Annotated in this window: 30 protein-coding genes; 19 read left to right on the top strand and 11 right to left on the bottom strand. The window is 69.7% G+C overall.

What is annotated here, in order from left to right; genetic code table 11:
- The first annotated feature begins 292 nt into the window (after positions 1-292).
- Positions 293-1,114 (top strand): hypothetical protein, encoded by an 822-nt coding sequence (locus NBRGI_RS13740; protein WP_029896189.1) that lies wholly within the window; start codon positions 293-295, stop codon positions 1,112-1,114.
- A 19-nt stretch (positions 1,115-1,133) separates the two neighbouring features.
- Here NBRGI_RS13740 and NBRGI_RS13735 read toward each other — a convergent pair whose 3' ends face one another.
- Together NBRGI_RS13735 and NBRGI_RS13730 are read right to left on the bottom strand one after the other, a co-directional pair.
- Positions 1,134-1,325, bottom strand: coding sequence for a hypothetical protein (locus tag NBRGI_RS13735; protein ID WP_029896188.1), 192 nt, complete (start codon positions 1,323-1,325; stop codon positions 1,134-1,136).
- Between the two features lie 69 nt (positions 1,326-1,394).
- On the bottom strand, positions 1,395-1,601 hold the full coding sequence (locus tag NBRGI_RS13730; RefSeq protein ID WP_029896186.1) for a CsbD family protein: 207 nt from the start codon (positions 1,599-1,601) through the stop codon (positions 1,395-1,397).
- Positions 1,602-1,771: 170 nt separating this feature from the next.
- On the opposite strand from NBRGI_RS13730, the gene NBRGI_RS13725 reads away from it, so the two are divergent.
- From NBRGI_RS13725 to NBRGI_RS13680, 10 genes are all read left to right on the top strand, one after another.
- The gene (locus NBRGI_RS13725; protein WP_029896184.1) at positions 1,772-2,338 is read left to right on the top strand and encodes an RNA polymerase sigma factor; all 567 of its coding nucleotides are present in this window, start codon (positions 1,772-1,774) and stop codon (positions 2,336-2,338) included.
- Positions 2,329-2,925 (top strand): hypothetical protein, encoded by a 597-nt coding sequence (locus NBRGI_RS13720; protein ID WP_029896182.1) that lies wholly within the window; start codon positions 2,329-2,331, stop codon positions 2,923-2,925. The genes NBRGI_RS13725 and NBRGI_RS13720 overlap by 10 nt, the downstream gene beginning before the upstream one ends.
- Entirely contained in the window at positions 2,922-3,296 is a 375-nt protein-coding gene (locus NBRGI_RS13715) for an Asp23/Gls24 family envelope stress response protein (RefSeq protein WP_029896181.1), read from the top strand. The genes NBRGI_RS13720 and NBRGI_RS13715 overlap by 4 nt, the downstream gene beginning before the upstream one ends.
- Positions 3,293-3,613, top strand: a complete 321-nt coding sequence (locus NBRGI_RS13710; RefSeq protein ID WP_029896178.1) for a hypothetical protein — start codon at positions 3,293-3,295, stop codon at positions 3,611-3,613. Before NBRGI_RS13715 ends, NBRGI_RS13710 begins: the two co-directional genes overlap by 4 nt.
- Positions 3,614-3,708: 95 nt before the next feature.
- Positions 3,709-4,206 (top strand): Asp23/Gls24 family envelope stress response protein, encoded by a 498-nt coding sequence (locus tag NBRGI_RS13705; protein ID WP_029896176.1) that lies wholly within the window; start codon positions 3,709-3,711, stop codon positions 4,204-4,206.
- Positions 4,207-4,395 carry a hypothetical protein gene (locus NBRGI_RS13700; RefSeq protein WP_029896174.1) on the top strand — a complete coding sequence of 63 codons (189 nt, stop codon included), beginning with the start codon at positions 4,207-4,209 and terminating at the stop codon, positions 4,393-4,395.
- On the top strand, positions 4,392-4,724 hold the full coding sequence (locus tag NBRGI_RS13695) for an Asp23/Gls24 family envelope stress response protein (protein ID WP_029896172.1): 333 nt from the start codon (positions 4,392-4,394) through the stop codon (positions 4,722-4,724). Before NBRGI_RS13700 ends, NBRGI_RS13695 begins: the two co-directional genes overlap by 4 nt.
- Complete coding sequence (locus tag NBRGI_RS13690) at positions 4,721-5,260, top strand: DUF6286 domain-containing protein (RefSeq protein WP_029896170.1); 540 nt, start codon at positions 4,721-4,723, stop codon at positions 5,258-5,260. Before NBRGI_RS13695 ends, NBRGI_RS13690 begins: the two co-directional genes overlap by 4 nt.
- The gene (locus tag NBRGI_RS13685; RefSeq protein WP_029896167.1) at positions 5,257-5,832 is read left to right on the top strand and encodes a hypothetical protein; all 576 of its coding nucleotides are present in this window, start codon (positions 5,257-5,259) and stop codon (positions 5,830-5,832) included. Before NBRGI_RS13690 ends, NBRGI_RS13685 begins: the two co-directional genes overlap by 4 nt.
- 228 nt (positions 5,833-6,060) lie before the next feature.
- Complete coding sequence (locus NBRGI_RS13680; RefSeq protein ID WP_051727727.1) at positions 6,061-6,408, top strand: STAS domain-containing protein; 348 nt, start codon at positions 6,061-6,063, stop codon at positions 6,406-6,408.
- Positions 6,409-6,478: 70 nt separating this feature from the next.
- On the opposite strand, the gene NBRGI_RS13675 is transcribed toward NBRGI_RS13680, so the two are convergent.
- Genes NBRGI_RS13675 through NBRGI_RS13665 form a run of 3 tightly spaced genes read right to left on the bottom strand, consistent with a single transcriptional unit; the run spans position 6,479 to position 9,797 of the window.
- Entirely contained in the window at positions 6,479-6,922 is a 444-nt protein-coding gene (locus NBRGI_RS13675) for a response regulator (RefSeq protein ID WP_029896163.1), read from the bottom strand.
- Entirely contained in the window at positions 6,919-8,511 is a 1,593-nt protein-coding gene (locus NBRGI_RS13670) for a sensor histidine kinase (RefSeq protein WP_029896161.1), read from the bottom strand. Before NBRGI_RS13670 ends, NBRGI_RS13675 begins: the two co-directional genes overlap by 4 nt.
- Positions 8,508-9,797: a PP2C family protein-serine/threonine phosphatase gene (locus NBRGI_RS13665; protein WP_228836468.1), complete on the bottom strand. Its 1,290-nt coding sequence runs from the start codon at positions 9,795-9,797 to the stop codon at positions 8,508-8,510. Before NBRGI_RS13665 ends, NBRGI_RS13670 begins: the two co-directional genes overlap by 4 nt.
- Before the next feature lie 263 nt (positions 9,798-10,060).
- Between NBRGI_RS13665 and NBRGI_RS13660 the strand changes: the two genes are divergently transcribed.
- The 3 genes from NBRGI_RS13660 to NBRGI_RS13650 are packed head-to-tail and all read left to right on the top strand — an operon-like array spanning position 10,061 to position 13,978.
- A complete protein-coding gene (locus tag NBRGI_RS13660; RefSeq protein ID WP_014983606.1) occupies positions 10,061-10,558 on the top strand; it encodes a MarR family winged helix-turn-helix transcriptional regulator in 498 nt (165 codons plus the stop codon).
- Positions 10,559-10,565: 7 nt separating this feature from the next.
- Positions 10,566-13,145 carry an MFS transporter gene (locus tag NBRGI_RS13655; protein ID WP_029896157.1) on the top strand — a complete coding sequence of 860 codons (2,580 nt, stop codon included), beginning with the start codon at positions 10,566-10,568 and terminating at the stop codon, positions 13,143-13,145.
- Positions 13,142-13,978 carry a YceI family protein gene (locus NBRGI_RS13650; RefSeq protein WP_029896155.1) on the top strand — a complete coding sequence of 279 codons (837 nt, stop codon included), beginning with the start codon at positions 13,142-13,144 and terminating at the stop codon, positions 13,976-13,978. The genes NBRGI_RS13655 and NBRGI_RS13650 overlap by 4 nt, the downstream gene beginning before the upstream one ends.
- 167 nt (positions 13,979-14,145) lie before the next feature.
- Here NBRGI_RS13650 and NBRGI_RS48125 read toward each other — a convergent pair whose 3' ends face one another.
- The 6 genes from NBRGI_RS48125 to NBRGI_RS13620 form a co-directional block, all read right to left on the bottom strand.
- Positions 14,146-14,322 (bottom strand): SRPBCC family protein, encoded by a 177-nt coding sequence (locus tag NBRGI_RS48125; protein ID WP_158439860.1) that lies wholly within the window; start codon positions 14,320-14,322, stop codon positions 14,146-14,148.
- The gene (locus NBRGI_RS13640) at positions 14,319-14,714 is read right to left on the bottom strand and encodes a nuclear transport factor 2 family protein (protein ID WP_029896153.1); all 396 of its coding nucleotides are present in this window, start codon (positions 14,712-14,714) and stop codon (positions 14,319-14,321) included. The genes NBRGI_RS48125 and NBRGI_RS13640 overlap by 4 nt, the downstream gene beginning before the upstream one ends.
- 75 nt (positions 14,715-14,789) lie before the next feature.
- A complete protein-coding gene (locus tag NBRGI_RS45145; protein WP_051727726.1) occupies positions 14,790-17,645 on the bottom strand; it encodes an AfsR/SARP family transcriptional regulator in 2,856 nt (951 codons plus the stop codon).
- 40 nt (positions 17,646-17,685) lie between these two features.
- The gene (locus NBRGI_RS13630) at positions 17,686-19,209 is read right to left on the bottom strand and encodes a hypothetical protein (protein WP_051727725.1); all 1,524 of its coding nucleotides are present in this window, start codon (positions 19,207-19,209) and stop codon (positions 17,686-17,688) included.
- Between the two features lie 108 nt (positions 19,210-19,317).
- A complete protein-coding gene (locus NBRGI_RS13625) occupies positions 19,318-19,959 on the bottom strand; it encodes a hypothetical protein (protein ID WP_029896147.1) in 642 nt (213 codons plus the stop codon).
- A gap of 40 nt (positions 19,960-19,999) precedes the next feature.
- Positions 20,000-20,665 carry a class I SAM-dependent methyltransferase gene (locus NBRGI_RS13620; RefSeq protein WP_036558887.1) on the bottom strand — a complete coding sequence of 222 codons (666 nt, stop codon included), beginning with the start codon at positions 20,663-20,665 and terminating at the stop codon, positions 20,000-20,002.
- A 96-nt stretch (positions 20,666-20,761) separates the two neighbouring features.
- Here NBRGI_RS13620 and NBRGI_RS13615 point away from each other — a divergent pair, with 96 nt between their 5' ends.
- The 5 genes from NBRGI_RS13615 (at position 20,762) to NBRGI_RS13595 (ending at position 26,311) form a co-directional block, all read left to right on the top strand.
- On the top strand, positions 20,762-21,550 hold the full coding sequence (locus NBRGI_RS13615; protein ID WP_029896143.1) for a glutamate racemase: 789 nt from the start codon (positions 20,762-20,764) through the stop codon (positions 21,548-21,550).
- A 63-nt stretch (positions 21,551-21,613) separates the two neighbouring features.
- Entirely contained in the window at positions 21,614-22,561 is a 948-nt protein-coding gene (locus NBRGI_RS13610) for a winged helix-turn-helix transcriptional regulator (RefSeq protein WP_029896141.1), read from the top strand.
- A 79-nt stretch (positions 22,562-22,640) separates the two neighbouring features.
- The gene (locus tag NBRGI_RS13605; RefSeq protein ID WP_029896139.1) at positions 22,641-24,101 is read left to right on the top strand and encodes a carotenoid oxygenase family protein; all 1,461 of its coding nucleotides are present in this window, start codon (positions 22,641-22,643) and stop codon (positions 24,099-24,101) included.
- Between the two features lie 28 nt (positions 24,102-24,129).
- On the top strand, positions 24,130-25,122 hold the full coding sequence (locus NBRGI_RS13600) for an LLM class F420-dependent oxidoreductase (protein ID WP_029896136.1): 993 nt from the start codon (positions 24,130-24,132) through the stop codon (positions 25,120-25,122).
- Complete coding sequence (locus NBRGI_RS13595) at positions 25,115-26,311, top strand: thiolase family protein (RefSeq protein WP_029896134.1); 1,197 nt, start codon at positions 25,115-25,117, stop codon at positions 26,309-26,311. The genes NBRGI_RS13600 and NBRGI_RS13595 overlap by 8 nt, the downstream gene beginning before the upstream one ends.

The following is a 26,311-nucleotide window of genomic DNA, read 5'->3' as shown; positions in this document are numbered from 1 at the left end:
CCCATGCAGATAACGCAACGAACCGAGCACGTCGTTCTTATCGCTCGTGGTCCAACAAATGGAACGCCCGGTTCGCTCATCCGACCGTTCGCTTCCGAACCGCGGCCGACCAGCGACAACATTGGTCCGTCGCACCGCATGGGCGCCGGGACATTCCAACTGACGAACAACAGTCTCCGGCGCAGGCCCTTCACCCACGTTTCATCGGCGTCTCACGACGTCGCGAGGGGTGTTCGGCGGAGGCGGCCACTACTCGGGGGAAATTTCGGCAGACGAAATCGAGGGAGAACAAATGGTCGACAGCCTCTTCGCGGATGTGTCCTATTTTCAGGCGCCGGTGGACGATTCCTACCCGTTCGGCATCCTGAGCTTCCGCTCCAACGACGGTACTTTTCGCGATCCCCACTTCGCCGCGAACTACGACTGGGCTTGTCGCGCGGTCGATTCCGGCCGGTTGGCGTGTTTCGTCGTGTACTTCTACTGGCGCCCGAACTGGGACGAGACGGTGCAGGTCCACCGGGACATGGTGGCCCGGGCGGGCGGTCCGCACCCGCGGATGATCACCATGATCGACGTCGAATCCGGGGGCAACCCCGGCGGAGATCACTCCGATGCGCTCAACGCGACCTATTGGAGCGTCGCCGACTGGCTCGGCGACACCCGCCGGGTCATCGGCTACGCGAACCGCAGTGATTTCTTCGGGATGTGGTCGCACCGGCCCGCCGGCCTGCGCATGGTCGGCGCGGGCTACGGCCGCGATCCGAACCTGCCCGGTCAGATCGCGCATCAATACACCGACGGCCAGGGCTACGGCGGCGGCCTGCCCGAGGGCTGCCCGCCGTTCGGCGACTGCGACATGAACATCGCCTACGGCATGTCGCCCCAGGATTTCGCCGCGGCCTGCGGCGTCGGAATAGAGGAGGAATTCATGTCCGCATTGAACGAGTTCGAGCAGCGCGAGCTGCTGGACAAGACCCGCGATATCTGGACCCAGCTGCGTGGGCCGGAAGGCCTGGGCTGGGAACAACTCGGCAAGAACGAGAAGGGCCAGAACCGCACGCCGGTCGACGCGCTCGCGGCGGTCGAGCAGGCATTGCAGAAGCCGCGCACCTAGTGCCGGCGCGCGCGGCCGGTCAGGCTTTGTGCGGCAGGATGCTCAGCACGAGCACCAGCCCGCCCACGATGCTGGCGCCGGCCGCAACCGTCGCGCCGAGCGAATGCGTCAGCGCCGCGACCGCGATGGTCAGCGCGAGTGAGGTCGCTGCGGCGAGCACCGCGGTGCCCTGTTCTATACCCGCGATCCGGGCCGGTCGTTGTTCGGTCACTGTCTTAACCTCTGTTCGAGCCGGAGACGGTGTGCGGCCGGGCAAACCGGCCGCACACCGCGGCGCGGGCTACTTGCCCAGTGCGCTCTTGGTCTTGTCCACCGCGTCACCGATGGCGTCCTTGACGTTTTCCACCGCGCCCTTGACGGCGGCCCCGACCTGATCCGCCTTACCCTCGGCAGCCAGGTCTTCATCGCCGGTCGCGTTGCCCGCGGCCTCCTTGGCCTTGCCGCCGAATTCGTCGACCTTGTTGCCGATCTTGTCGCTCAGAGACATCGAAACCTCCTGCTGCGTTGGCGCGCGTCCGGTCGGATGCGCATGTCCTAGAGACACGGCGCGCGGGGGAAAGCGCACGCAGCAACCACTGAGACAACGATCACGTCATACTGGGCCGTGACGGTTTCCGATCCGCGGTGTCTTCACGGACAAGCGGTGGAGGAGGTGCTGTGACCACGACCGAAACGGTTGCCGAGACCACGCCGGACGATGCGACCCTGGTGAGCAGGGCGCGCGACGGCGATATGCGGTCCTATGAGCAGCTCGTGGTGCGCTATCAGGCGCAGATGTTTCGGCTCGCGGTCAAGATGCTCGCCGACCGGGCCGACGCGGAAGATGTGGTGCAGGAGGTGTTTCTGGGTGCTTGGCGCCGCCTCCCACAACTCAACGAGGACGCCGCGTTCGTCGGCTGGCTCTATCGCATGACGACCAACCGCTGTCTGAACGTGATCCGGGCCCGCAGGCCGACGGTCGAGGTGGATCCGGAGACGACCGAATCGCCGCGCTCGGACACCCAACCCGAGCACGCGGTGCAGGTGAGCACCCAATTGGAAGCGCTCAACGCGGCGCTGCAACTGCTCACGCCCGAACAACGCGCCTGCTGGCTGCTGCGCGAGGTACACGGGCTTTCCTACGAGGAGATAGGCGACATCGTCGAGGTGAACACGACGGCGGTGCGTGGCCGGATAGCCAGGGCGCGAGCCCACTTGTCCGAGGTGATGAAACCATGGCGGTGAACGGCACGACCGAACAGGACTACCTGCTGCCTTGCGGCCGCGAGATCGAACAGGTCTGGGACCGGCTGGACACGGTCGCGGCAGGGCGCGGCGACGAACACGACAACACCTGCCCGCACTGCGCGTCGGCCAGGGACAGTCTGCTGGCCCTGCGTGCGGCGACCAAGGAGCTGATCGACGAGCCGGATCCGGCGCCGCCCGATCTCACCGGGCGCATCATGTCCGCGGTGCGCGCCGAGGCCCGGCGCGGCCGGACGTTGAGCCTGCCGACGCCGATGCCCGGTGTGGTGGAGGTGAGCGAACAGGCCGTCGCCGCTGTGCTGCGCTACGCCGCCGACTCGGTGCCGGGCGTGCGGGCCAGGCACTGCCGGGTGCGCAGGGTCGGCTCGGGCACGGACGGGGCGAACCTGGTCGCGGTCGAACTCGCGGTCGCGATCCGCTTCGGCCACACCACCGTCGGCGCCGCGCTGCCGGTGGTGCGCGAGCGGGTGAGCGCGGCGCTGGCCGCGCAGGTCGGTCTCGAACTGGCGACGCTGGACCTGGTGGTCGCCGATATCTACGAGGACACAGGGGACGCGCCGCGATGACCGACGTCGTTTCCGAGGTGGTGATCGAGGCGCCGGTCATCGCCGCCGTGGCCGCGCACGCGGCGCGCGCGACGCCCGGCGTGATCCGGCTGGAACCCGGTGTGCGCGGGCTGGTCTCGTCGCTGCTGCGGGTGAGCAAACAGCGGCTCACCAGCGCCGACCCCGCCCCGTCGGAGGGCGTGCGGGTGCGTCGGAGCGCGTCGGGCGCGCTGAGTGTGCAAGTGGATCTGGTGATTTCGGCCGAACGCGCCGCGGCGGTGATCGGTCAGGCAGTGCAACAGGAGGTTTCGCGGGTGGTGTTCGAGCAGACCGGTCAGGCGGTCGACGAGGTGTCGGTGTCCATTCTCGATATCGAACCGGAGCGGCAGTGAATTCTTCCGGCGACGTCATCGCGGCGATCCTCGCCGCGCTGGACACCATCGACGGCGTGCGCCCCGCGACCACCCTCGGCACCGAGCCGCCCGCCTGGTGGCCATGGGACGCAAGGGGATTCGCGGTGGACCTGACCCCGACCCGGGTCGAGATCCGGGTCACCGCGGCCGAACTGCCGCTGACGCCGCTGCTGGACAAGGCAAGTGAGGCCGTGCGCGCGGCGCTGGCCGCGACGCCGTGGTCGGATGCCCGATTGCGGCTGGTGGTCACCGATCTCGATGCCGCGGCGTTCGGCGGGGAAGGGAGAGTTACCTAGCTCACAGCAGCGCACCCGTGACGATCGGACCGCGTAGGTGTCCATCCATAGCAAGCGAATCCGCTGTACCCCAAGGGAAATCAGGAGGAATTGGCATGACCGCGACGACGACCACCGACAAGAACACCGACAACAAGACGGGCGCGGACACCAAGAACCAGCCGAGCCGGACCGCCACCGCGGCCGACAAGGACAGCAAGCTCGCCAGCGACCAGGGCACCACCACCATCGCCGATATCGTGGTGCAGAAGGTCGCGGGCCTGGCCGCGCGCGAGGTGCGCGGCGTACACGATCTCGGCGGTGGCGCCGCCCGCGCGTTCGGCGCGATCCGCGACCGGATCCCCGGCGCGTCGGCCAGTATCGGCCAGGGTGTCTCGGTGGAGGTCGGCGAGACGCAGGCGGCTGTCGACCTGGAGCTCGTCGTCGAATACGGGGTGGCCATCGCGGAATTGGCGCGGGCGGTGCGGCGCAACGTGATCACCGCGATCGAGCAGATGACCGGCCTGATCGTGGTCGAGGTGAACATCAACGTCAACGACGTGTTCATCCCGGGCGACGACGAGGAACCCGCGCCGAGCAGCCGGGTGCAGTAAATGAATGCCACAGCGATCTGCCTCGCGGTCGGTCTGGCGCTCGGTTTCGCGGGCGCCTTCGGCGGATTCGGCGCGTTCACCATCGTTCTGCTGTTCGCCGTGCTCGGCCTGCTGGTCGGCCGCTGGCTCGACGGTGAACTCGATCTGCCGGGTCTGTTGCAGTCGGCACAGCGCAAGGGCAGGCGATGACCCTCGCGGTCGGTGCGGCCGAAGCGGAGTTGCCCGGCCGCACCACCGTCGCGCCCCGCGCGGTGCGCCGGATCGTCGCGCAGGCCGCCCGTGAGGTGGCCGGGGTAGGGCGCGACGTGCGGGTCGAAGCGGAAGTGTTCGCGGATCGGACCGCGCTCGATGTGCGGCTGCCGATCGCCTATCCGTCGCCGGTGGGCAAGGTGACCGAGGCCTGTCGCGGCCATCTGGCCCGCCGGACCCGCGAGTTGACCGGGCTCGCGGTCTCCGCGATCGACATCGAGGTCGCCGAGCTGACCACCGAAACCGGCGCGGGAAGGAGGGTTCGGTGATTCGCAGGCCTCGTCGGGTGGGACCGGCCATCGTGGTCGCGGTGGTGCTGATCGCCGGCTGCGCGGCCGTGGCGGTCTCGCTGATCCAACGTCTGGTCGGCGCAAGGGAATTCGTTTCCTACGACACGGTCGCGACCGATCTGCACGGCCTGACCTGGAACGAACTGCCGGTGCTCGTCGCCGGTGTAGCGGCGGCGGTGCTCGGCTTCGTACTGCTCGGCTTGGCGTTGTGGCCGGGACGGCCCGCGGTCCTGCCGCTCGCCGACGAAGACGGACTCAGCGCGGGAGTGACCCGCGGCGGCCTGCGCACCGCGCTGCGCAGCGCCGCGGGTGCCGTGGACGGTGTCGGCTCGGCCCGGATCCGGTTGCGACGCAAGGGCGTACAGGTGTCCGCGCGGACCGATCGGACCGGCACCGACGCGCTGCCCGCGGCGATCTGCGCCACGCTCACCCGCCGGGTGCAGGAGATCGGCCCGCAACCGGTGCGCCGGGTGCGGGCCAAGGTGCGGGGACCGAAGACAGGAGAGGCCCGATGAGCCGGATCAATCGTCCCGCCACGCTGAATCGCAGTGTGCTCGGGCTGGTCGGGGTGCTGCTGCTGACGGCGGGCGGGCTCGCCGTGGCCGCGCACTTCGGCCGGTTGCGCTGGGTTCGCTCGGACGACACCCTGGTGCCCGGCACCGCGGCCCCGCCGACCTGGGTGCTGTGGGCCGCGGTCGCGGCTGCCGTGCTGATCGGATTGCTGTGCCTGCGCTGGCTGCTGGCACAGGTGTTCCGGATGCCCAAGTCGGTCACCTGGCGCACCGGCGGCACCGAATGGCCCGGCACCACGGTGCTCGAATCCTCCGTCGCGGCCGCACCGGTGGCCACCGACATCGAGAGCTACGACGGCGTGCGCTCCGCCTCGGCCTGGCTCTCCGGTGACCGCACCGCGCCTGAGCTGCATCTGGTGGTGACCGCGCAGCCCAGCGCCGACATCGCCGAACTGCGTCGCCGAATTCTCGGGCACGCCGTCACCCGGCTGCGCGAGGCGCTCGAAGTGGAGATCATCCCCGTGACATTGGAGATCGACTTCGCCGAGGACCGCCGTCCCGCCCGCGTGCGCTGATCGATTGCCCCGGCTGCCCGGCCGCATTCGAGCCGGGCGCGGTGATCGGGTCCGTCCTACGGTAGTTTTACCCGATGGATCATCTCCGCACCGTGCTCGGCGGGCGGAGGGTCGACGCGTCGGAGGTAGCGAAGTGGCGATGCCAGGCAACCGGTTTGGTGTAGCGAGCTCGGATTCGAGCCGGGTGGAAACAGTGCTCGGCGGTTCGCGCATGCGCGCAGGTGCCCGATGAGTGCGGACGGTAAAGCCAGGGAACTGGAAGCGGTAGTGCGGTCGGTGGATTCGACCAGAGTGCTCTCCATCACCGGCGAGATCGATATGGCCTCGGCCCCGCGATTCCAGGCCGTGGTGAATGAGGCATTGCGGGAACAACCCGCGGCGCTCGTGATCGATCTGTCCCAGGTGGAGTTCTTCGGCTCCGCCGGGCTGAGCGTGCTGCTGGTGGCGGCGGAATCGGTGCCGCAGGGCAAGCTGCGGGTGGTCGCCTCACCGCCGGTGCGCCGTCCGATCGAGGTCACCGGCCTGGACAAGCTGCTCAGCGTGTTCAACACCGTCGACGACGCCTTGGCCGCCTAGCCGAGGGCACGAAACACCGACGTCGCTCGAGTCGCGCCGGCCGCCCGGTCGGCGCGACTCGAGTTCGGCGTCAGGACTGCCGGGGCAGCCGGACCACCTGGACGAAGAAATCGTCGATGTGTTTGATCGCGGCCACGAACTGGTCGAGATCGACCGGTTTGGTCACGTAGGCGTTGGCGTGCAGCTTGTAGCTGCGCAGAATGTCCTCCTCGGCCGCGGAGGTGGTCAGCACCACTACCGGGATGTGCGCGAGGTCCGGATCCGCCTTGATCCGCTCCAGCACTTGGCGGCCATCGTATTTGGGCAGATTCAGGTCGAGCAGGATCAGGTCCGGCAGCGGCGCGTCCGCGTGCTCGCCCTGCCGGTAGAGGAAATCGAGCGCTTCTTGCCCGTCGTGGGCGACGTGCAGGGTGTTGCCGATCTTGTTGTCCTCGAACGCCTCCCTGGTCATCAATTCGTCGCCGGGATCATCCTCGATGAGCAGGATGTCGATGGGCTGGCCGGGGTCGGTCAAGAGGGTTCTCCTTGCGGGGTCGGTTCCGAGGGGGCGCTGAGGGTGAAGACGAAGCGGGTGCCGCCGGTGTATTCGGTGTCGAGCCAGATCTTGCCGCCGTGGTGTTCGACGATCTTCTTGCACAGGGCGAGCCCGATCCCGGTGCCGGTGTACTCCTCCCGGCTGTGCAACCGCTGGAAGATCACGAAGACCTTGTCCGCGAATTCGGGCGCGATTCCGATTCCGTTGTCGGACACCGAGAATCGCCATCCGCCTGCCTCCTCGTCCGGCGCGCAGTCGATCCGGACGACGGGTGCGCGCTCGGCGTCGCGGAACTTGATCGCGTTGCCGATCAGGTTCTGCCACAGCATGGTCAGCAGCGTCGGGTCGCCGGTGATCTTGGGCAGTTCAGCGGGGCGTTCCAGCTTCAGGTCGGTGTCCTCGGCGGCGGCCGACAGATTGGCCAGCGCCTTGTCCATCGTCTGATCGAGATCGATCTGCACATTGCTGTCGATCACCCGGCCCACGCGGGAGAAGGTGAGCAGATCGTTGATCAGCACCTGCATCCGCTTGGCGCCGTCCACCGCGTAGGCGATGTATTGTCCTGCGCGCTCGTCGAGTTGGTCGCCGTAGCGCTTCTCCAGCAGCTGGCAGAACGCGGCGACCTTGCGCAGCGGTTCCTGCAGATCATGCGACGCGACGTAGGCGAACTGCTCCAGCTCCGCGTTCGAGCGGCGCAGTTCGGCGGTCTGCGCGTCGAGTTCGGCCGCTTGCCGCTCGAGTTCGGCCTCCTGGTCGCGCGAGGACGCCAATTCGGCGACGACGCGTCGGCGCATGGCTTCCACCGCCGCGGCGACGGTGGTCAGGTCGGCCGGGCCGTGCGCGCTGATGTGATGATCGAAATCGCCGTCGGCCACCCGCTGCGAGGCGGCCTCCAGTTCGTCCAGCGGCTTGGCCACGAGCCGGCGCACCAGGATGGTCAGCACCACCGCCGCCACCAGGAAGGCGGCCACCATGCCGCCGAGCACGGTGTCGCGCACCTGCCGGGCCGTCGCCAATTCGTCGTCGTTGCGGTCGATTTCGGCGACGAGGTCGGCGGACTGGGTGGCGAAGTGCCTGCGCAGTTCGTCGAACGCCTCCTTGCCGCGCTGCACCGGGACCTCGCCGACCGCGGTCGAACCGCGTGCCGCGACGCCGGCGATCAGCGGCTCGGCGTAGCCGGTGCGCCACGCGTCGGCGGCTCGCTCGACGGTGTCGAGGTCGGCCAGCAGTTCCGGGCGGTCGGCGAGCAGTTCGCGGATCCGGGCCGCGGCCTTCGCCCCCTCTTGTTTGCCGTCGAAATACGGGGTGAGGAACTGCGGATCGGCGCCGATGGCGTAACCGCGGATGCCGGTCTCCTGGTTCAGCAGCGCCCCTTGCAGCCGGTAGGTCTCGGCCGCGGCGGGCTGGAGGCGATCTACCAGGCGATCGGAGTAGTGGTTGGTCTTCGACAGCTGGGCGGCGCCGACGCCGGTGCCGACGAGGACCAGCAGCACCATCAGCGCCAGCACCAGGAGGAACCAGCCCTGCACCGTCAGTCGCCCGGCCAGTGATCGAGCGGTTGTCGTCATCGATTGTCCTGGTTCGTGTCTCGGTGATTCCATTGCAGATACATGACCGCCACGTCGTCTTCGAGGCCGCCGTGCGCCTCCGCCAGTGCCTCGGCGCGGCCGATCAACTCGTCGACGAACACGTCGGGTTCGGGTGCGGTCACCGTGCGCGCCAATTCGAGCAGGCCCTCCTCGCCGAGGCGATCCGAGCCCGCACCGTTGTACCCCTCGAACAGGCCGTCGGTGAACAGCATCAGACCACAGCCGAGCGGGAGGGTGAGTTCGTGGGTGCGCCAATCGGCGCGTCCCGGGAAGAAGCCGAGCGCGGGCCCGCCCGGCACCTCGACCCATTCGACGCGGGTGTCGGCCCGCAACAGCATCCCGGGATGCCCGGCCCGGGTGACCAGCACCCTGCGGTCGGCCGGGCGCAGGATCAGGCTGGTCAGGGTCGCGAACGTGTGATTGCCGGTGCGCTCGGCCAGCAGCAGTTCCTCCAGCAGTTGCAACTGCCGGACCCCGGAGACGTCGCTGAGCACCAGCGTGCGCCAGGCCAGCCGCAACGCCACCCCGGTCGCCGCCTCGTCCGGGCCGTGGCCCGCCACATCGCCGATCAGGGCGTGCACGGTGCCGTCGCTCTGCTGCACCACGTCGTAGAAATCGCCGCCGAGCAGCGCATTGGCCCGGCCCGGCCGATAGCGCGCCACGACGTCGACCACGCGATCGCCGCGCAGCAGCGGAGTCGGCAGCAGTCCGCGTTCGAGGCGCGAATTCTCCTGTGCCCGCATCTGACTGGTGCGCAGTGCGGCCGCCTGTCGTTCGGCTTGTTTTCGCTGAATCGCGTAACGCACTGCGCGGCTGAACAATTCGGGCTCGACCCGGCCCTTGACGAGATAGTCCTGCGCCCCTGCGGCGACCGCGGCCAGGCCGATCTGCTCCTGATCGAGTCCGGTGAGCACGATCACGGCGACCTGATCGGTGTACTCGCGCACCGCGGCGAGCGCTTCGAGCCCCTGCGCGTCCGGCAGGTGCAGGTCGAGCAGCACACAGTCGGGGAGTTCGGCGGCCAATTGCGTGCGCGCCTCGGCGGCCGAGCGCACCCAGCGCACCGGAAGCCCCGGCGCGCCATCGGCGATCAGCTCTTCGACCAGCAGTGCGTCGGCTTGGTCGTCCTCGATCAGCAACACCGAGAGTTCCGGCCAGTTCCAGACACCACGGTGCGGGAGGCGCTGTGAAACAGGAGTCGCATCGCGGTTCTTGCCGTCGCTACTGCCGAGAAGGCCTATCTGCCCGCTCTGCCCCGAGAGCATCGACACCGGTCTCCTTCCAAATCCGCGTTTACTGCACGGTTGTCGCGAACGACGAACGCGGAGTAGCCCAGCGTCGGCGGCACGCCTTTCGGCCCTGTACCGCGCAACGCGTCAACGTTACCGTCCCGGCGCGCATGCCTTTGCACTACGGCCGACACGGGGTGTCCCCCCGCCGGAAAACCGGTTGCCGTCCAGTTGTATAGTTTGCAATAGCAACTAGTTGCAACAGTCAAGTAAGTCTGCTGGGATCAAAGGTGAAGCCCATGCCCGCTGCCGACGGACACCACCGTGTCACCGCGGCCGAACTCGAGATCGCCGATCAGGTCGGGGTCGAGCTGGTTCGGTTCATGCGAGCGATCACCCGTGCCAAAGCGCGGATGGCCCAACCCGGTCCGGACGGCATCGAGCGCCTGGCCTACTCGGTGCTGTTCTGCCTCGTGCACGAGGGGCCGCAGCGCACCGGTAAGCTCGCCGAACTGTTGCACGCAGAGATCTCCACCATCAGTAGACAGAGCAGATCGCTTGTGGCACATGGCTTGGTCGAGCGCCGGGCCGACCCGATCGACGGCCGCGCCTGTGTGCTCGCGGCCACCGACGAGGGGGTGCGGGTGTTCGAGGTGAACCGTCAGCAGCGCAACCTTTGGCTGGCAGGCATTTTGGCCGATTGGCCTGCCGGGGACCGGACCACCCTGACCGATTTGCTCGCCCGGCTCAACGAAGGCATCGAGTCGACCCCACGAGAGACAGCCGACCAGAATTAGGGCGCAAATGACGAATTCCACCACCCAGGCAGCGCCGCCGGGCCTGGAAACCGGCGCGGCGACCGCACTGTCGCACCGGCAGATCCTGACCATCCTGTCCGGGCTGATGCTCGGCATGTTCCTGTCCGCGCTCGATCAGAACATCGTGAGCGTCGCGATCGTGAAGATCGCCAACGATCTGCACGGCTTCGATGAACAGGCCTGGGCCACAACCGCATACCTGATCACCGCGACGATCACCACGCCGCTGTACGGCAAACTGGCCGACATCTACGGCCGCAAGCCGTTCTATCTCATCGCGATCGGTTTGTTCATCATCGGCTCGATCGCGTGCACCTTCGCCACCTCGATGTATCAGCTGGCCGGCTTCCGCGCGTTCCAGGGTCTCGGCGCGGGCGGCCTGATGTCGTTGGCGTTCACCATCATCGGCGATATCGTGCCCGCCCGGGAGCGGGTGCGCTACCAGGGCTACTTCATGATGGTGTTCGGCACGGCCACCGTGCTGGGGCCGGTGCTGGGCGGTTTCTTCTCCGACTACGAGACGCTCGCCGGCATCGACGGCTGGCGCTGGGTGTTCCTGGTGAACGTGCCGGTCGGCGTGCTCGCGCTCGCGGTGGTGGCAAAGGTGCTGAATGTGCCGCATCGACGCCAGGACCACCGGATCGACTGGTTCGGCGCGATCGCCCTGGCGATCTGTGTGGTGCCGTTGCTGATCGTCGCCGAGCAGGGCAGGTATTGGGGCTGGGACTCGCAGAAAGCGTTGCTCTGCTACGGCATCGGCGCCGTCGGGTTGCTGCTGTTCCTGCTCGTCGAACTGCTGATGAAGGACGCGGCGTTGATTCCGCTGCGGCTGTTCCGGAGCTCGACCTTCAGCGTGACCATCGCGGGCGGTTTCATCGTCGGCATCGCCATGTTCGGCGCGATCACCATGGTGCCGCAGTACTTCCAGGTGGTGCGGGGCTTATCGCCGACCAAGGCGGGCCTGCTCATGCTGCCGCTGGTGCTCGGCATCACGGTCGGCTCGCAGCTCGCGGGCCGGATCACCAAGCGCACCGGCCGCTACAAGATCCTGCCCGTCGCAGGCTGTTTCATCATCGCGGTCGGTTCGGCGCTGTACGGGCAGGTGCATTTCGACAGCCCGCTGTGGCAGCCGCTGGTGTACGGCGGGGTGATCGGGCTCGGTCTCGGCGGCTGCATGCAGACGCTGATCATCGCGGCGCAGAACGCCGGACCGCGTTCGGACATGGGCGTTTCCACCGCCTCGGCGACGTTCTTCCGGCAGATGGGCGGCACCCTCGGCGTCGCGGTGTTCCTCACCATCCTGTTCAACCTGTTGCCGCACCGGATCATCGACGCGTTCGGCGGTCAGCTGCCGCCCGGGTTCGGTCCCGACCAGCTCAGCGCCATGCAGAGCAACACCAGCGGTATCGCGGCACTGCCCGACGAACTGCGGGTGCCGATCCTGACCGGCTTCACCGACGCCATGCACGGGGTGTTCCTGGTCGCCGCCGGAGTGGCACTGCTCGCCTGTTTCGTGCTGATGTTCATGAAAGAGATTCCGCTGCAGGACGATCCGGTGCCCGCCGCGCCGAAGCCGACCCCGCAGGCCGCGGAGTCGAGCTGGGACGAGGATCAGGTGTGGGAAGGCGCCGCACAGGCGCTGTCCGAGCCCGAACCGGTGCTCGCCGGTGCGGTGGGCAGGCATGCCTCACCGGAACACAACGGTAACGGTGCGTACCAGTTCGCCACAGCGACAGCGGGTTCGGTGACCACCGTGCTGGACGCCGCGGACGGTTATGCGACGCACGGGGAACGGTCGATCGCCGGATACGTCCGCCGGGAAGACGGGCACCCGGTGCCCGGTGCGGCCTTGACGCTGATCGATCAGCGGGGGCATCAGGTGTCGCGGGCGGGTGGAGACGCCAACGGCCACTACGTGATCGGTGCGCCGGAAGGCGGCAGCTTCGTGCTGATCGTCTCGGCGCCCGGGCATCAACCGGCGGCCGTCACGGTGTCGATCGGGCAGCAGCCGCAGAAAATAGATCTCACGCTGCTCGGTTCCGGCGAACTGTCCGGGGTGGTGCGTTCGGCCGGTCGCGGGACGCCGTTGCCCGGCGCCACCATCACGCTGACCGACCTCGGCGGCGAGGTGGTCGGCGCGGCGGTGACCGTGGCCGACGGCTCTTACGTCTGCCAGGGGATCGTCTCGGGTACCTACACTTTGGTCGCGGTCGCCGAGCACATGCGGCCGAGCGCCACCACACTCACCGTGCCCGACACCGGATTGCTGCGCCACGACATCGAATTGGCGCCGATGGCGGTGCTGGCCGGGGCCGCGTGGGCCGAGGACGGCCGGGTGGTGCCGGATGCGCAGATCAGCGTGCTGGACGCGACCGGCGAGCTGACCGCGACGGCGCGGACCGACGAGAACGGCCGCTACGTCGTCACCGATCTGCCGGAGGGCCGGTACACCATCGTCGCGCGCGGCTATCCGCCGGTCACCAGCCAGGTCACCGTCGCAGGCGGCGAGATCAACCACGACGTGAAACTCGGCTACCAGCTCGATGATTCGCCGGAACAGCGATGAGCGCGGGGACCGGTTTGACCGCGCGGATCCGCACCAGTGAGGGCTGGCCGGTGCCGGATGCCGTACTCACCGTGACGGATCTGAGCGGGCGGCAGGTCGCGCGCGCGGTGGCCGACGAGACCGGGGCGGTGGCGACCGAGCCGCTGCCCCCGGGCACGCTGACCGCGGTGCTGACCGCTGTCGGCTACCAGCCCGTCGCGCGCACCGCGCAGATCTCGGCCGCGGGTGCGGGACGGCTCGGTGATGTCGCGCTGCAACCGACCGTGGGCAACGTCGCGGTGCCGCCGCCCGGGGTGTGGACGATCGATCCGGTGCACTCCACCGTGATCGCCACCGCCCGCCACCTCGGCATCGCCAGCATCAAGGCGCGGTTCGCCGGGGTGCGCGGCCGGCTCGTCGTCGCGGAGCCGTTCGAGCAGACCACCGGCCATGCCGAGATCGAGGCCGCGTCCATCGATACCGGTATCACGCAGCGCGACGAACACCTGCGCTCACCCGAATTCCTGGACACGGCAACGTATCCGACGATCACCTTCACCAGCGGCGCACTGCGTCGCACCGGTCCCGACACCTGGGTCATGTCCGGTGAACTGTCCCTGCACGGTCAGCGCCGCTCGGTGGATCTCGACCTCACCTACGGTGGCTTCGGCCCCGACCCGTGGGGCGGTGTCCGCGCCGCCTTCCACGCCGAAACCCTCCTGCACCGCAACGATTTCGCGATCGACTACAACGCCGTGGTGCGGGCCGGCATCGCCGCCGTCGGCACCACCGTCCAACTGGCACTCGACATCGAGGTCGTCCAGGAGCCCACGCGTACCCCGGATACGTCGTAACGGCAAGTGGGCGTGTGGAGTTCACGCGGGAAGTGGATTTCGCTGTCCCGCGGTGGGCCGGTGGTGGCGTAGCGTACCCGGCTGCGGTGTGCGATACCCGGTCCCGGCCGGGCACGGTTACCCGTACCGCGATTCGGCCAACGTGCGCAGCGCCGCGAGATCACGAATCAGATTGCGCCGCAACATGTACGCGAGCAAAGGGCCGACGGATCGCTCGAGTCTGCGGTCATCGTCACCACGCCGGTGCGCCACGCGCTGTCGTTGGCATAGTCGGCGACGAGTTCCCAGACGAGCGCGGCGGGGCGGTCGATCGTCGTCTCCACGGCCAGGTCATAGGTTTTCATCGCCGCGCCGCCAGCGCCGCCAGCATGGCCGGGGTGTCGAGGTAGGCGTCGTAGCCGACGATCAGGCCGTTGCGCAGACGCCAGATATGTACCTCCGGGATGTCGAAGGGGGCGCCGCCCGGCATCGTCGTCCCGGTGGTTCTGCCGATCTGTACGACATCGGGTCCAGCCGCGAACAGGTGCTCGGAGAGCACCGTGCTGTCGATGTGCGAGAGCAGCGTGGTGAGGAACCGCACCGCGCCGGCGTGCCCGTGGTAGTGGCCGCCCCAGGGCAGTTCCGCGGTCTGGTTGATCTCGATGTCGGGATCGAACAGGCGCGCGATGACGCCGAAATCCCGAGTTTCGAAGGCCTGATACACCTGCGCGATGAGGTCGAGGTTGGTCGGTGACATGGTTGTGTTCCTTGGTCGCGATGACTGGAGCGACCCGTGTGCCGGCCGCTGCCGCCACTGTCACGCCGAGGTGTTTCAACCCCGCTTCAACTCCTCGGCGGTGTGGATCAGCGCCATCATCTGCGCCCACGTCAACTGCCTGCCCGCCGCCTCGGCGCGGCGCATGTCCGCCGCGGACAGCGAGCGATCCATGCGCTCGAGCAACCCGGGGTCGGCGAATTGCAGATAGCGGCGCGGATCGGCGCCGACCCGCGCCGAATGATGCAGCGCCGCGGCCCGCAGTTGGACCGCGACCTCGGGTGAGGCCAGCACCCGCAAGCCGTGCGCCCCGGCATGAACGGCGCCGAGGGCGTCGGCGATGTTCGATTGCTCGGTGAACGCGGCCAAGGCCCGGTCGATGGCGGCGATCGCCTCCCCGGCCGCGTCGGCATCGTCCGCGGCCGCCAGCACCGTCCAGGCCAGCACCACATCGGCCATGCCCTGGCACCACAGGTGACCGCATTCGGCGCTGAGCGCACGCGCGGCGCGCAACCACCCGATACCCTCGCTGTGCTTGCCTTCCAGCAGCAGCACGATCCCCTCACCGAACTGCGCGCACCCGCGGATCCAATCCGGTGTCGGCAGGCGGTCCACCTCGGCGGTGAGCCGGTCCATGGTGGCCCTGGTCGCCGCCACGTCGTCGAGCGCGGTCTGGGCGAGTCCCCGGAACATCAGCATGTGCAGCAACAACTCCCGCTCGCCGCCGGTCGCGTCGAGCAGCTCCGCGGCCGCGTCGGCATTGGCCAGCGCGTCGCGCGGATCGCCCGCGTGGAAGGACACGATCGACAGCGCGAGCAAGCCGCGGACCCGGTCCACCGCGGTCGCGTCGGTGGCGGCGGCGAGCGATTTCCGGATGAGATTGCGGCCGTCCACCAGCAGACCGAGCGAGCTCCAGGCGAACTGCAATGCCGCGGTGGTCCGCAAGGCCGCCACCGGATCTCGCGCGAGGTCGTGATCGATACCGGCTCGGATATTGGGTAGTTCCGCGGCCAGCGCGCGATAGGCCGGGCCCGCACCGTGCCCGGTCAGCACCGCGGTCTGTGCGGCGACGAACTCGCGCACCCACGCGGCGTGCGCTTCCCGGGTGGCCGCCGGGTCGGGGTCGTGATCCCGGCAGTAACGGCGCATGGTCTCCAGCAGCCGGTATCGCGGCCCGCCCGGGCCGAGATCGGCGGTGACGACCGAGCGGTCGAGCAGTGCCGCGAGGGTGGCGAGCACACCCGCCGCGGTCTCGACCGGCCGCACGGCCTCGGCGGCCTGCCACGTGAACCCGCCTTCGAATGGCCACAGCCGCAACAACATCGCCCGATCGGCGGGCGAGAGATGGTCGACACTCCAGCCGATGGCGGCCTCCAGGCCGGTATGCCGCGAGAGCGATCCGCGCGGGGGCGCGCCGAGCACGTCGAGCCGATCGTGGATGTGGGCGGCGATGCCGTGCAACCCCAAGGTGCGTTCCCGGGCGGCGGCGAGCTCGATCGCCAGGGGCAGACCGTCGACCGTCGTGCAGATCTCGCGGGCGGCCGCCAGATCGGCGTCGCCGGGCGACCAGTCAGGGCGCGCGGCCTGTACGCGGTCGAGCAACAGGCGCACGGCGGGACCGTCCGTGCCGTCCGCGGCCCGGATCGCCAGTGGTTCGAGCGTCAGCACCTGTTCGCCGTCGATGCCGAGCGACTGCCTGCTGGTCGCCAGCACCCGCAGTTCCGGACAACTGTCGAGCAACTGGATGGTCAGCGCGGCGACCGGCTCTATCAGGTGCTCGCAGTTGTCGAGCACGAGCAGGCCGGGCTGCAAGGTCAACGCCCGGCGCACCAGCGCGGCGGGATCCCCGGCGAGGTGGACCAGACCGAGCGCGGTGGCGACGGCGAGCACCACGGCGTCTGGGTCGTGCACGTCGCCGAGCCGTACCAGCCATCGATCCGCGGTCGAATCCGTTGTGGCGCAATACTCTACGGCCAGCCGCGTCTTGCCGATCCCCGCCGCGCCGACCAGGCTGACCAGTCGCCCGGCGGCGACCAGCGCACCGGTGCGGCGCAACTCGTCCTGCCGTCCGACGAACGACGACAGCGGCCGCCCGATGACCTGGCGGACCGGCCGCTCCGGGGCGCTGGCCTGCACCGCGGGCGGTCGCGATGGCGTCGCGAGCAGCAGCTCCGGGTCCTGGTCGAGCATGCGGCGCTCCACCGCGCGCAGCGCCGGTCCCGGTTCGACGCCGAGTTCCTCGATCAGCAACTCCCGGACCCGGCGCAATTCGGCCAGCGCCTGTGCTTGACGGCCACTGCGATACAGGCCCAGTGCGAGCAACTCCCAGCGCCGCTCCCGGAAGGGGGCGGCGGTGACCGCCTCGATGAGATCGGCCACCGCCGCGGCGGTCTGCCCGCCGGCCAGGCGGGCCGCCTGCAACTCCTCGACCGCGCCGTCGCGCAGCTCGGTCAGCCGCGCGCGCTCGGCCGAAAGTATCGGCGCGTCATCCAATTCGAGCCAGGGCAGGCCCCGCCAGAGCTCGAGCGCCGCGGCGAAGCAGCGCGCCGCGCCGTCGGCGTCCGCGGCGGCGAGCAGTCGCGTGCCGTTGGCGATCAGCTCGGTGAATCGGCTGACGTCGGTCCACTCCGGTCGCATCGCGAGCTGATAGCCGAAAGCCGTGCGCGGTAGGCACTCCCGATGCTCGGGGCCGAGTACCGTGCGCAGCCGGGAGGCGAGCACCCGCATCGTCGCGACGGCCTGCTGCGGCTGGTCGGCACCCCACACCAGCTCGGCGAGCACATCGTCGGGGACCGGTGTGCCGATGGTGGTCGCCAGCGCCGCGAAGAATCGCCGCGGCACCCGCCCGCCCACGTCCACGACCCGGCCGTCCACCTCGACCACGATCGGGCCGAGCACCCGAACAAACAGCACGTCCAGAGCGTAGCCGCCGCGCCGGGCGCCCGGACACGGGTTATCCGGTCCCGGGCGTCGCCGGGTTCGCCCGGAAATCCAGCAGGTCCTGCCGGAGCCGGGCATCGGGTTCGCGAGCGGCGGCCGTGGCGATCCAGCCGGCGGTGTCGGCTGGGCGAGCGTGCGGCGGCCAGGATCGCAAGGTGACCAGCGCGGCCCGGCGACAGCGGCTCACGCGGTTGGTCAGAGCGGTCGAGAGCAGGTGCGCGCCCTTGCCGGGGCGGTCGCGCAGCTCCCGGACGATGATCTCCAACGCCAGATCCGTCTCGTACTCCGCGGTGAGCCCGATGGATTCGGTCGGTCCGGACGCCAGCTCGGCAAGGGGCAGCACGTCCTGGGCGAGTTCGATCATCGCGTCGATGGTGTCGTCCCCGGCCCGGCGCATGGCCCACTGCCAGACGAAGACGTTGTCGCGGTGGGTTCGCAGATGGGCGATCGCGTACGGCAGCGCCGCCAGCCCGAGCCGTCCCGCACAGAAGAGCGCGGTCCGGAACGTGCCCGGCGGCTGTTCCGTAGTCAGCAGCTCCATGACGAGTTCACGCCAGCGCGGCTGCGCCAGCAACGCCGAGTAGCGCGCCGCGAGGCGGCCGGGTTCGCCTTCGGGCCAGTCGAATTCGCCACGCCGCACCAGGTCGTCGAGCATGAGCGCGCTATCCAGCCGGTCGATGGTGGGCGCGGCATGGGCGAGGAGTTCGGCGAAACGGTGCATGGCCGGTACGGCATCCTCGTAGTCGTGGATGTCCTGGACCGGTCCGCCGAGCGCGAGGGCGCGCAGGATGTCCGCCGCGCCGTCGAGCAGGGCGTCGTCGACCTCCGGCTCGAGCAACGCCTCGTAGAGGCCGCCGGTGGTGGCGGCGAGGTGTGCGAGGTACTCGTACATCACGTCGTTGCGGAAGCCCTCGCGCAGCAGCCAGGCCTTTACCTCGGGGTCGCGGCAGCCGGCGAGACGTTCCACCGCGTGGATCCGGCCCCAGCCGGAAAGTCGTTGCGCCAGTGCGAAAACCGCACGGTGCGGGTCGGGTTGGGTGTTCATGAGGGCGACGACGGCGAAGAGCGCGAACTCCTCCAGCGTGCCGAGGAGCTGTAGCAGTTCGGCGTCGCGTTCGTCGCCGCTGACGCCGAGCAGCACGATGCCCAGTTTCGCCACCTCCCGGCGGGTGGCCTGTTCGGTGACCAATCGTGCTGCCGTGCGCAGCTTTTCGCGCGAGATGTCGCGGGAACGCAGCTCCTGCACCAGGTCGTCGGCCACCCGCACGGCCTGTTCCTCGGCGAGCAATTCCAGTAACTGGGCCGAATCGTGCAGGTGACCGAGAATCCGATCGGCCAGCTCGGCGACCGGTGGCGCTTCGGCGACGAGATGGTGCGTCACCACACCGTCGAAGACCACGCTCGGCATGGCGAATCCGTGCGAACCGCGGGGTTTTTCGTCTGGTAGCGGACGCCCGTTGTCCGGCCAGGGGCCGGGCCCGTGCAGTGCGGCGAGTGACAGCGCGTGGGCCACGAAGGTGGCCTCGCGGGGGCTCATCGGCCCGGGCGCAGCACGCCCTTTCCATCGAAGATCATGGGGACGAGGATGACATCCCATCGCGCCATCCGCAAGGCATGCGCTGAATCATGCTGTGCGCCAGCGGTTTCAAGCCTCTTGGCGGAGCAGGTCGGTGAGTGATCGAGGTGTCCACGCCAGATCCGCACCGGGGCGAGTGGCGAGATAGGTCGCGGCGGCTTCGACCGACCACCCGTGCGCCTCGATCAGGCCGGCGGCGAGGTGGCGCAGGTAGGTCGGCGAGGGCGCGTTGCCGGGGAGTGCGTCGTGCCGCCACGGCGCGGTGCACGTGAGGATCGGGTGGCCCTCGAATGTTCCGGCGTACGAAAGGGTTTCATACCGTCCCGGGCCCAGTGGATCGCGGCCGCAGCGGATCGCCGTGGTCAGATCCAGGTCGGTGCCGGGCGGCCGGTACATCTCCTGCGCGGCGATATCGGAGAACTGGGCGGCGGTGAGCAGGTAGGCGCGGGCGGCGGTCTCGCCTGGCCCGTCCGGGTCGTAGAAGGCGCGCCCGCCGGTCCACACCAGCGATTCGGTCGCGAAATACAGCAGCCCGGGCAGCATCATCGGCAGCGAACGCGTGGGCTCGGCGGCGTCGCGGCATCCCGGCACGGCCCGCAGACCGCCCGCCGGTGTGCCGCCGCGCAGATAGCAGCGCAGCCTGCTCAGGTGCATGTTCGATCCGTAGGCCGCGTACCAGACCCGTTCCGGGGCCGCGCCGTTCGCCGTCACTGCACCATTGTGCCGCCCAACCCGCGGCGTGGACGTTGCGTCAGTCGCGCCGGAACACCGCACGCCAACGGACGAAATCCGGCCGCCCGGCGGGCGCCACCTGCTCGACCTTCACCGAGCGCAGGCCGGCACCGGTGAACGCGTCGATCTCGGCCCGGGTGAGCGGCCAGGGCGGACCGTCCACCACCTCGTCGTCGGCTCGGATTCCGGCGATCACCAGCAGATCACCGCCGGGGGCCACCATTGCGGCGATGTTCGCGGTCGCCGCGGCGCGCACCGACAGCGGCATCGACTGCACCGTGATCGATTCGACGACCAGGTCGAACGCGCCGGCCCAGGCGGTGGGCGGCGCCAGCAGGTCGGCCACCGTGTAGTCCACCTGTGACGCCGGAAATCGTTCGCGCGCAGTCTTTATCGCAGTGGCGGAGATATCGAAGGCGGTGGTGCGGAAGCCTAGCCCGGCCAAGTGCTCGGCGTCGCGGCCCAGCCCGCAGCCGACCACCAGAGCCCGCATCCCGCCGTCGGCCCGCTCGTGCCGCTCCAGCCAGTCGACCAGCAGCGCGTTCGGGTCCGCCGCGTCCCACGGCACGATCGCGGCGCCATCGGCGGCCGCGACGTAGAGCTGCTCGAACCAGCCCGTCGGGTCGTCCTGCGCCAGCGAGGCCGCGGCCAGCCGTTTCGTATCCACATCACGAGAATCGGTCACCCGGCGAGTCTCTCAGTCGGCCCCGCGCGCCGCACGGTGAGAATCACCGCACCGGCCGGTCGCGGTGTGCGCCCCGGCACCGGGCATGATCGGCGCATGACCGCACTGCACAGGCCGATCGCCGTCTTCGATGCCGGGCTCGGCAGCTATTCGGCGGTGGCTCTGCTGCACCAGCGGCTGCCCGACCGCGACATCGTCTACCTCGCCGACCGGGCCAGCTTTCCCTATGGCGCGAAGGACCGGGCGGAGCTGCTCGCGGTGGTCGACCGGGCGGTGCGCTTCCTCGGTACCTACGACCCGTGCGCCATCCTGCTGGCCTCCAACGCGCCCTCGGTGACCATCCTCGACGAGCTGCGCAGCGAGGTGCCGATCTTCGGTGTGCGCCCGCCGGTGCGCGCGGCGTTGGCGGCGGGCGGCGCCGTCGCGGTGCTCGGCGTGCGTTCGCTGGTGCAGAGCGCCGAGTTGGCGGAATTCCTTCGCGTGGAAGCTGATTCGGCGTTGTCCCGGGTGCATGCGGTGAACGCGTCGGCGCTGGTCGAGTTGGTGGAGAGCGGCGATTTCCTGTTCCGCCGCGAGCACACCGCGGCGGTGATCGGCACATTCTTGGACGAGTTGCTCACCGCGTACCCCGGGATCGAGGCGATCACCCTGTCCAGCACGCACCTGCCGTGGCTGCGCGACTACTTCGAGCGCGCACGGCCCGAACTGCGCCTGTTCGACCCGATCGAGGGCGTGGTGGATCGCATCCGCCCGCTCACCACCCCGGGCACCGGCGCCGTGCGCGGCCTGGTCACCGAGAGCGCGCAGTATCCGGCCGAGGAGTTCCGGGCCATGCTCGCGCGCTTGGCGATCGAACTCGAGCTGGAGCCGGTCGTCATTCCCTGAGCTCGGCTCGCATCAACTACAGTTAACGAAGTGCAAATAGGCGACCGGGAAGGGGGAATGCGGATGGTGAGTGAACCGAGCGCCGCGGCACCGCCCGCGGCGCATCCGGTCGCGGCCACCTTCGACCTGCTGGGCGACCGATTGACGCTGACCATCTTGCGGCACGCCTTCGTCGACCGCACCCGCCGGTTCAATCAGTGGATCGAACGCACCGGCGCGGCGCCCGCGGTGCTCACCGCGCGGCTCGGGTCGCTCGTCGACGCCGGTGTGTTCGTGCGCGTGCCGCAGCCGGGCGCGCCGGACCGGTTCGACTATCTGCTGACCGACCTCGGCCTGGCGACCTGGGAGATCCTGGTCTCGGTGTGGGGCTGGCAGCGCGAATGGACCGCCGCGGGGGCATTGCATCCCGAGCTGGTGCACGACGAGTGCGGGCATCGCGGGCCGCCGGCGTTGCTGTGCCGCGGCTGCGGGCACCCGGTGACGGCGCGCGATACCGAGGTGACACTCGGCGACGATGCGCTGTGGCGCTTCACCGCCGGCGGCCGGCGGCGTGGGCGCGCGCCGACGCCGGCCCGGCCGGATATGCGGTTCGACGAGGTGATGGTCGCCATCGGGGACCGGTGGAGTGCCACGGTGACCGGTCTCGCGCTCGCCGGCATGCGGCGGTTCGGCGATTTCCGCGCGGCCATGAACATGTCGCCGACCACCTTGACCGAGCGTTTGGCGCGACTGTGTGCGGCCCAGATCCTGTACCGATCCGGGGACGGGGCCGGTCGGGAGTATCGGCTGACACCGCGCGGGCGGGCGCTGTTCCCGGTCTTCGCTTTTCTGCTCGCCTGGTCGGAGTCGGCGCATCCCGGCGCGGCCGATCCGGGTCTGCGGATCCGGCACCGAGCGTGCGGGGCGCAGCTGCGGCCCGCGCTGCGCTGCCGCGGCTGCGACGCCACGCTCGCGCGCACCGACGTGCGCTTCGAGCCGTTGCCGTGGCCGGGGCTCGACCCGTTCGCGTGAGGCCGGCACCGGCCGCTCTTGACACCTTCCGGTGAGACGCGTATCACTTCAATAACTGTAGCGAAGGGATACGCGACTCATGACGCTGAACGAAGAACTCATCGCACCGGCGGCGCAGGCGCTGACCAATCCCTATCTGGAAGGGCCGTACGCGCCCACCGCGGACGAGATCACCGCGACCGAGTTGCCGGTCTTGCACGGCGAACTCCCGGCCGACCTCGACGGCGTCTATGTGCGCAACGGGCCCAACCCGCAATTCGCGCCGCTCGGCCGCTATCACTGGTTCGACGGCGACGGCATGCTGCATGCCGTGCACTTCGAGCACGGCAGAGCCACCTACCGCAACCGCTACATCCGCACCGACGAGTTCGAGGCCGAGCGGGCGGCGGGAACGGCGTTGTGGCGCGGCGTGATCGAGCCGTGGGACGACAACCCGCCCGGCGATCGCCGCGAACGCAACTCCGCCAACACCGATGTGGTCTTCCACCACGGCAACCTGCTGTCGCTGTGGTACCGCGCGGGCAAACCCTATGCGCTGGACCCGATCAGCCTCGAGACCCGCGGCGCCGACACCTTCGGCGGCACGCTGCCCGGCGAGGTCTCCGCGCACGCGAAAGTCGATGAGCGCACCGAGGAATTCATCTTCTTCGACTACGGCATCCACACGCCGTACCTGCGCTACGGCGTCGCCGATCCCTCGGGTGCGGTCACCCACTACACCGGACTCGAGCTGCCGGGCCCGCGGCTGCCGCATGACATGGCGATCACCGAGAACTATTCGATCCTCATGGATTTGCCGCTCTACAACGACCCCCGAGCCGCCGCGGCGGGCCGGTTCAAGCTCTTCTTCGATCGCACGCTGCCGAGCCGCTTCGCGGTGTTGCCCCGGCGCGGCGACGGGGCGCGGGCGCAGTGGTTCGAGGCCGCGCCGGGCTACATCTATCACACGGTCAACGCGTGGGAGGAGGGCGAGCAAATCGTCCTGGTGGTCTGCCGGGTGTCGAAGCCGAGTCCCGTCTCCGATCGGGCGAACCCGCTGGCCCAGTTGCTCGCGTACCTGCGCCCCGAGGCGAAACTGCATCGCTACCGGTTCGATCTGCGCACCGGCGCCACCGTCGAAGAGCCGATGGACGACGTCAACACCGAGTTTCCGGCCATTGATCAGGGCCGTACCGGTCAGCGCGGCCGCTGGTCGTATCAGATGCGGCTCTCGGTGGACCGCACCATGCTGTTCGACGCCGTCATCAAGTACGACGTGCGCACCGGCGCCAAGCAGACCCAGCCGTTCGGCGACGGCATCTTCGGCAGCGAGCTCGCCGTGGTGCCGCGGGCGGACGCCGGCGACGAGGACGACGCCTGGCTGACGATGTTCGCGTTCAACAGCCATACCCGGCTGTCGGAGGTGTGGATCTACCACGCCGCCGATCTCGCGGCCGGTCCGGTGTGCCGCCTCGGTCTGCCGGTGCGGGTGCCGTTGGGTTTCCATGCCACGTGGGTCAGTGGCGAGCGTATGCGTGCGGCCGCGCAGCCGGTCGAGTGAGCGCGTGCGCCACAGGGCTGGTGGGGCGATGAGCACGCCCGATCGCCCGGCATTGAGTGTGAGCCTGCCGTATTGGCAGGATCGGGACCCGCTGGACGCGCTCGCTGTCGCCGCGGCCGCCGAACACCTCGGTTTCGGCCGGTTGTGGGTCGGCGAGATGGCGACGTTCGACGCGTTCGCGCTGGCCACCGCGATCGGCCTCGCGCCGGGCCGGATGCCGCTGTGTATCGGGCCCCTCGCCGTCGACGTACGCACCCCCGTGACGATCGCCATGGGCGTCGCGAGCGTGGCCGCGCTCACCGGCCGCGCCGTCGACGTCGCCATCGGCAGTTCCAGCACCCTCGTCGTGCACGGCTGGCACGGCCGGGAAAGGCGCGACACCGCAACGCATCTGGCGGATTCGGCGCAGATCTTGCGCGGTCTGCTCGCGGGGAAGAAGGTCGACTTCGCGGGCGCGGTCGAGCGCACGTCGGGATACCGGCTGCGCCTGGCCGCACCGTCCTCGTCGATCACCGTCGCCGCCTTCGGACCCCGCGCGCTGGCCGCCGCGGCCCGCACTGCCGACCGGGTGGTGCTGAATCTCGTGACACCGGAACAGGTCTCGCGCTGCGCCGAATCCGTGCGCGCCGCCGCGCGCCGGGCGGGCCTGCCCGATCCGGCGATCTCGGTGTGGGTCACCGCCGCCGCGGACCCGTCGGCGGACATCCTCGCCACCGTCCGCCGCGGTGTAGTGGGCTACCTGCGCGCACCCGGCTACGACGCGATGTTCGCCGAAGCGGGTTTCGGCGATCTGGTCCGGCTCGCGCACACCGGCGCGCACCCCCGCGACGTGCTCGCGGCCGTCCCGGACGAATTACCGGCCGCCGTGGGCATCTTCGGCGACGAGACCACGCTGCACCGCCGCGTCGCCGCCTACCGCGCCGCGGGCGCGGACGAGATCGTCATCGTTCCCGCCACGTCGGCGACAGACCCCGCCGCTCAGCACACGCTGGCCACCCTCGCAAGGATCGACCATGCCTGACACGCGTTCCGGCGCTTACATTTACGACGCTGTTCGGCTGCCGCGCGGTCGGGTGCGCAAACACGGGGGCACGCTCGCAGACGTGCCGCCCTACGAACTGTTCGGTCAGCTGTTGGGCGCACTCGAAAGCCGTTCGCTGTCACCGGAGTCCGTGGACGACATCGTGGTCGGAATCAGCACGGTGATGGGGGAGCAGGGCGGCGACCTCGCGCGGGCGGCGGCGCTGTGGGCGGGCTGGCCGGACCGGGTGCCCGGCGGGGTGGTGTCGCGGCTGTGCTGCTCCGGGCTGGACGCGATCGAGACCGCCGCCGCCCGCGTGGTCGCCGGGTACGCGGACCTCATCGTCGCGGGTGGTGTCGAATCGATGTCCCGGGTGCCGATGCTCGCGGATCGGCCCGCGATCGCCACCGATGCCGACCTCGGGGAGCGTACGGGCTTCGTGACGATCGGCGTCTCGGCCGATCTCACCGCGGCCGCCGCGGGCATCACCCGCGCCGAACTCGACGAGTACGCGGTGTCGTCGCATCAGCGAGCCACGGCCGCACCGACTTCCGGATCGGTGGTGCCGGTACGCAAAGGCGCGACGGTGTTGCTCGCCGCCGACGAGGGCGCACGGGCCGATGCGAGCACCGCGACCTTCGCGGCGCTGCCTGCCCTGTTCGGCGACGATCCGGCCTGGCAGCGGGTGGCGTGCCGCTTGCCCGGCGCGCCACATCCGGCCGACGGCCTGCACACGATCGCGACCGCACCGCAGTTGGCCGACGGTGCGTCCGCGCTGGTCATCGGCAGCAGGCGGGCCGAGCAACGGTTCGGCAGAGCGCCGCTGGCCCAGATCGTCGGCAGCGCGCAGACGGCCGTGCGTTCGCCGCTGCTCACCGCGCCGAGCACCGCCGCCCGGCTGGCGCTCGACCGGGCCGGGCTCGCCGTCGCCGATCTCGACGTGCTCGAGATCAACGAATCCTTCGCCGTCACACCGATTCTGCTCACCCGGGAGCTGGACGTGGATGCGGCGCGGGTCAATCCGGCCGGTGGCGCCCTCGCGGTCGGGCATCCGCTCGGCGCGACGGGCGGCAACCTGATCGTCCAGGCGCTCGACGCGCTCACTCGTACGGGTGGCGAACACGCACTCGTCGCCATTCCCGCGGCACTGGGGCTCGGCTCCGCGCTGGTGCTGCGGCTTCTCCGCTGA

Source organism: Nocardia brasiliensis IFM 10847, from assembly GCF_000710915.1.
GTDB classification, from domain to species: domain Bacteria; phylum Actinomycetota; class Actinomycetes; order Mycobacteriales; family Mycobacteriaceae; genus Nocardia; species Nocardia brasiliensis_A.
Note: the sequence above shows the minus strand (reverse complement) of the source record. Positions and strands in the feature narration are given on the sequence as shown.